This window comes from Acidiphilium sp. (assembly GCF_049977125.1).
Taxonomy (GTDB): Bacteria; Pseudomonadota; Alphaproteobacteria; order Acetobacterales; family Acetobacteraceae; genus Acidiphilium.
The window spans coordinates 4,258-8,958 of record NZ_JBMFGY010000120.1 but is presented as its reverse complement, the minus strand read 5'-3'; the positions used below and the strand labels follow the sequence as shown (position 1 = coordinate 8,958).

The window sequence follows — 4,701 nt, the reverse complement described above, 5'->3', positions numbered from 1 at the left end:
GGGCGCTGCCGCGGACGTGACGCGGATCTGGCCTGGATAGCCCTCCTCTCACCTAAAACTAAAGGGTTCTAAGGGCTAAGCCCTTAGCGGGTCCAGGGCAGAGCCCTGGCCTTGCCTGCCTCCCCCCCACCCAGGGCCAGCGCCGTCACACCGCGAGGATGCGCCTGAGCAATTCGACGTCTTCGGCGAAATCCGGATCGGCGGCCATGAGTTCGGTCACTTTGGCGACGGCATGCATCACGGTGGTGTGGTCGCGATTGCCGAATTTCCGTCCGATTTCGGGCAGCGAGCGGCTGGTGAGTTGTTTGGCGAGGTACATCGCGATCTGTCGTGGTCGTGCGATGTTGCGGGCCCGCCGCACCGAGGACATTTCGCTGATCCGGATATGATAGTGTTCTGAGACCTGTTTCTGGATGTCTTCGATGGTGATTTTGCGGTCATAGGCGCGCAGCAGGTCGTGCAGCACCTCGTTGGCGGCTTCCAGCGTCACCGGCCGGTCGAACAGATGGGCGTGGGCGATCAACCGGTTCAGCGCGCCTTCGAGTTCGCGGACGTTGGCGGTGATTTTCTGGGCGAGGAACTCCATCACCCGTCCCGGTACCGGCACGCCGGAACGTGCGGCCTTGGCCTCCAGAATCGCGAGGCGCAGCTCGTAGGTGGTGGCGTGAACATCGGCCACCATGCCACAGCCCAGCCGGGTCCGCAGCCGGTCTTCGATGCCCGACAGATCCGACGGCGACTTGTCCGCCGAAACGATGATCTGTTTGCCCGAATCCACCAGGGCGTTGAACGTGTGGAAGAATTCCTCCTGCGTGCCGTCCTTGCCGATCAGGAATTGCAGGTCATCGACCATCAGCACATCGACGCTGCGCAGCTCGTTCTTGAATTCGATCGTCGATTGCCGGCGCAGCGCGCTGACGAAGCGGTGCATGAATTTCTCGGCCGACATATAGGCGACGGTGACTTCATCGGCCCGCTGGGACAATTCCCAGGCGATCGCGTGCATCAGATGTGTTTTGCCGAGGCCGACACCGCCGTACAGGAACAGCGGATTGAACCCCGGCGCCGGCCCATCCGCGACGCGGCGGGCGCATGCATAGGCGAATTCATTGGGCTTGCCGACCACGAAAGTGTCGAACGTGAAACGCGGGTCGAGCGGGGCGACGGTTTCCGAGCGATCATCGTTCTCCCGCCGCGCCGCCGGCGCCGGTCTGCCGACCGATACGGTCGGTTCGTCGAGCAACGGCACCGCATTGGTCGCACCGGTTGGGCGGGTGCGGATATCGACCCGCCGCACCGCCGGATTCTCCGACTGCCAGAAACTGGTCAGCAGTCCGCCATATTCCTTGTTGACCCAGTCGCGCAGGAACCGCGTCGGCATCATCACGGTGATTTCATCACCATCCAGCCCGTGAAGTGCGGCCTGGCGGAGCCAGTTGCGATATTCGACCTCGCCGATCTCCTCCTGCAGCCGCGCCCGCACCCGGCTCCATTGCAGCGCCAAGGTCGCGTCACTGCAGCCATCGGCCGGCGGTTCCCGTCGGGAAGCGCTGTCCGGGGCGTTGTCTGCGTCATAACTTTGCACCATTTGCGCTTCCAACAGCATCGCCTCCGTTAATCCGCCTTGCCCCGTCTTGCCGAAACCGCTTCAGACATCAAACGCAATAGGCTACACGCCATAGTTGTGTAAACTACAGAATGCGAAGGCGTCCGACGGCTGAACCATGTTCTGGAGAAGGTAGGTTAGGCCAAGTCATGGGCCGAGCGCAAGAGACCTCGTGTTCGAAAAAATCAAGGCCTGGCATTGACCTTTTAAAAACTCCTCATGAAATCAGGCGATTGGTCCGGTCTGTTGAAGTTCAAAAAAATCATTGCCACGCAAACCATGACAGTTCCGCCTGCGCGTGGAAATTGCCGCAAAATAATGAAGGCGGCACCCGAGGATGCCGCCTCAAAAAACAGAAAATAAATCAAATTCAGAACTTTCCTGCGACTGCGCCATAACCGGCGCATGTCGGCGGAATTGAGGCCGCCGTTTCGTGAGGCGGCCTAGAGCGTTATGTTTTCAGCTTAACGCTCTAGCTCTATGTTTTTCGAGCGATTTCATGCGATTATGTTGCCGCTGTCGCGTCAACTTAATCGCATATCGCTCTAGGACGAGGCGCCGAGAGCCTTAACACGCGCCGATAGGCGTGAAATCGTCCGTGACACGGTGTTGGCCTTCAACACGCCTTTGGTCACCGCGCGCTGCATTTCAGGCTGCGCGGCGATAAACGCCTCGCGTGCCTTGGAATGATCGCCGAGGGCAATCGCTTCCTCGAGCTTGCGCACGAACGTATGCACCCGTGAGCGCCGCGCCTTGTTGCGGGCGGTGCGAACCACGGTTTGACGGATGCGCTTCTGGGCGGATGCGATATTTGCCATGAACTCAAGGATCTCTTTTGGAAAACGGAACAGAAAAAACCGGACCGCGAGACGTCACCCGCAGACCCGATTGGCGTGAGCAGCGACATATCCTCGCCGATCTCGAACGTCAAGCGCGTCAGTGGCCGTCGCGCACCCGACGCGGCCTCCGCCCGGTCGATTGCGATCAATTCCGGCCCTCATGCACTTCTGGCTTGCTCTCTGCCCATGGGTGAGGCCATTATAAAGAGATCATGGCAAGCGAGATCGCCCTGCCGACCTTCCCGGTATCCCACCGGACTTCCGCCGAGCGGTGCGGTGGACGCGCTCACGCGCCGATGGATCGGCGCGCCCGCCCGCCGGCTTTTGCCGCGATCGACCTCGGGACCAATAACTGCCGCATGCTCGTTGGCGTGCCCAGCGGCGGGGGCTTTCACGTGCTCGACAGTTTCAGCCGCGTCGTCCGCCTCGGCGAGGGGCTGTACCGCACTGGCACCCTCTCGACCAGCGCGATGGATCGCGCGATCGACGCCCTCAGCATTTGCGCCGAACGTCTGCGCCGCTGGCAGGTCGCCGACATCCGCGCCATCGCCACCGAGGCCTGCCGCCAGGCCGAGAACGGCGCTGCCTTCATCGCCCGCGCGCGGGCCGCCACCGGATTGCCGATCGAGACCATCTCGCCACGCGAGGAGGTCGGTCTCGCGATGGAAAGCTGCGCCTCGCTGATCAACCAAGCCGAGCGGCGCGCCCTGTTGTTCGACATCGGCGGCGGTTCGACCGAAATTGCCTGGGTCCGCGTTCCTGGCAGCCACAGCCCGGCCGATCGATCGGTGCCGCAACTCATTGGTTACCATACCATTCCGGTTGGCGTCGTTACCCTGTCCGAGCGCTGCGCTGGCTGGTGCGAGACCGAAGCCGGTTTCTCCGCCGTCGTCGATGAAATCAAGGCGCTGCTGCGCCCGTTCGAGCAGATCCATCGGATCGGCCAGGAAATCCGCCAGGGCGGCGTGCGGCTGATTGGCACCAGCGGCACCGTCACCACCATCGCCGGCATCGCCCTCAAACTCGACCGCTATCGCCGCGGCGTGATCGACGGTGCCGTGCTCCCGCGGGAACAGGTCGCCAGCGGCCTCGCCGCCATCCGCGCTCTTGGCCGCGCCGGTCTCGCCGAGCATCCATGCATCGGTCCGGACCGGGTCGATTTCGTGCTGCCCGGTTGCACCATCTTTGCTGCGATCGAGGATATGTGGCCGGCCGGCGAACTCGCCGTCGCTGATCGCGGCCTGCGCGAGGGCATGCTGATGCGACTGATCCGCGCCGCCCGCGCCCGGCCGCGCGCCTTTCAGGCATGAACAGACCCTATCGATGACGGATGATCCCCCGCAAGGCCGCCGCACGACGGTGCGGCTCAAATCCGCGCGCAAGCACAAACCTTCGTCGCAGAAATGGCTGACCCGCCAGTTGAACGATCCCTACGTCGAGGCGGCGAGAGCCAAGGGCTATCGCTCACGCGCCGCGTTCAAATTGATCGAACTCGATGATAAATTCACCCTGATCGGCAAAGCGAGCCGCGTGATCGATCTCGGTGCCGCCCCCGGCGGCTGGACCCAGATTGCGCTGGCCCGCGGTGCAGCGCGCGTCGTCGGCATCGACCTGCTGGCGATCGATCCGATCCCTGGCGCTACGCTTCTGGTCGGCGATTTTCAGGATGCCGCGATGGAAGGGGAGTTGCGCGCCGTGCTCGGTGGCCGTGCTGATCTGGTCCTGTCGGACATGGCGCCTAACACAACCGGCCACATGGCGACCGATCACCTTCGAATCATGGGCCTCGCCGAACTGGCACTCGACTTCGCGTTCAAGACCCTCGAACCCGGCGGCGGCTTCGTTACCAAATTGTTCCAAGGCGGCGCCGAAGGCGGCATGCTTGCGCTGCTCAAACGCCGCTTCACCCTGGTGCGCCACGCCAAACCCGCTGCCAGCCGAAAGGACAGCCGGGAATTGTATCTGGTCGCGACCGGGTATCGTCCCGATTGATACCGATCCAGCGATGGAAATCGCAGGTATTGATCGATCAGGTTTTATTATAGAGGCGTAGTAGTCTGACGCTTCACTATACTTTAGCGCAAAATAATCATTGGGAGAGGGGTTCGGTGCGTGAGGCCCCTGCATGATCGGCGATCCCATCGTCTCGGCGCTCACCGCGTGGTCAGCCCCGATGGCGGTGTTGGTGTTCGTGCCTTCAAACTCCCATTTTTCACGAGGACCCATCGGGCGACCGGGTGGACGCTACACGGGTGG

At 62.5% G+C, this 4,701-nt stretch carries 4 protein-coding genes; 2 read left to right on the top strand and 2 right to left on the bottom strand.

Annotation, left to right across the window (positions count from 1 at the left end):
• Positions 1-145: 145 nt before the first annotated feature.
• Both dnaA and rpsT read right to left on the bottom strand, forming a co-directional pair.
• Complete coding sequence (gene dnaA, locus ACP5E6_RS14325) at positions 146-1,588, bottom strand: chromosomal replication initiator protein DnaA (RefSeq protein WP_427955019.1); 1,443 nt, start codon at positions 1,586-1,588, stop codon at positions 146-148.
• Between the two features lie 563 nt (positions 1,589-2,151).
• Positions 2,152-2,424 carry a 30S ribosomal protein S20 gene (gene rpsT / locus ACP5E6_RS14320; RefSeq protein WP_427955018.1) on the bottom strand — a complete coding sequence of 91 codons (273 nt, stop codon included), beginning with the start codon at positions 2,422-2,424 and terminating at the stop codon, positions 2,152-2,154.
• Positions 2,425-2,657: 233 nt separating this feature from the next.
• Here rpsT and ACP5E6_RS14315 point away from each other — a divergent pair, with 233 nt between their 5' ends.
• Together ACP5E6_RS14315 and ACP5E6_RS14310 are read left to right on the top strand one after the other, a co-directional pair.
• The gene (locus tag ACP5E6_RS14315) at positions 2,658-3,755 is read left to right on the top strand and encodes a Ppx/GppA phosphatase family protein (protein ID WP_427955017.1); all 1,098 of its coding nucleotides are present in this window, start codon (positions 2,658-2,660) and stop codon (positions 3,753-3,755) included.
• A gap of 13 nt (positions 3,756-3,768) precedes the next feature.
• Positions 3,769-4,437, top strand: a complete 669-nt coding sequence (locus tag ACP5E6_RS14310) for an RlmE family RNA methyltransferase (protein ID WP_427955016.1) — start codon at positions 3,769-3,771, stop codon at positions 4,435-4,437.
• The last annotated feature ends 264 nt before the right edge of the window (positions 4,438-4,701 follow it).

Bases quoted from the DNA above. Each gene is read 5' to 3' on its own strand.
- ACP5E6_RS14310 (WP_427955016.1), top strand. From the start codon at position 3,769: ATGACGGATGATCCCCCGCAAGGCCGCCGCACGACGGTGCGGCTCAAA.
- rpsT (WP_427955018.1), bottom strand. From the start codon at position 2,424: ATGGCAAATATCGCATCCGCCCAGAAGCGCATCCGTCAAACCGTGGTT.
- ACP5E6_RS14315 (WP_427955017.1), top strand. From the start codon at position 2,658: ATGGCAAGCGAGATCGCCCTGCCGACCTTCCCGGTATCCCACCGGACT.
- dnaA (WP_427955019.1), bottom strand. From the start codon at position 1,588: ATGGTGCAAAGTTATGACGCAGACAACGCCCCGGACAGCGCTTCCCGA.